Raw genomic sequence first — 288 nt, forward strand, 5'->3', positions numbered from 1 at the left:
ATCAAACCCAGCAAGCAAGCCATTAAAACCCACTACAAGAAACTTAAAGAGATAGTAGACTCCCACAGAGCAGTACCGCAAGAGGGGTTAATAAAACACCTCAACCCGGTTATCAGAGGATGGAGCAACTACTACTCAACAGTAGTGTCCAAGGAAGTCTTCTCTCAAATGGATAGTTTACTATACTGGAAATTAACCAAATGGGGAAAACGAAGACACTCCAACAAAAATGGAAAGTGGGTAGCCAAGAAATACTGGCAAACAATAGGGAATCGGCAATGGGTATTT

At 41.7% G+C, this 288-nt stretch carries 1 protein-coding gene; it reads left to right on the forward strand.

Features of this window, described 5'->3' with window-relative positions:
* Window positions 1–288: group II intron maturase-specific domain-containing protein (locus tag AC0QH1_RS21065; protein WP_324633283.1), on the forward strand; the 288-nt coding region annotated here is incomplete at both ends.

Source organism: Phormidium sp. CCY1219, assembly GCF_055795085.1.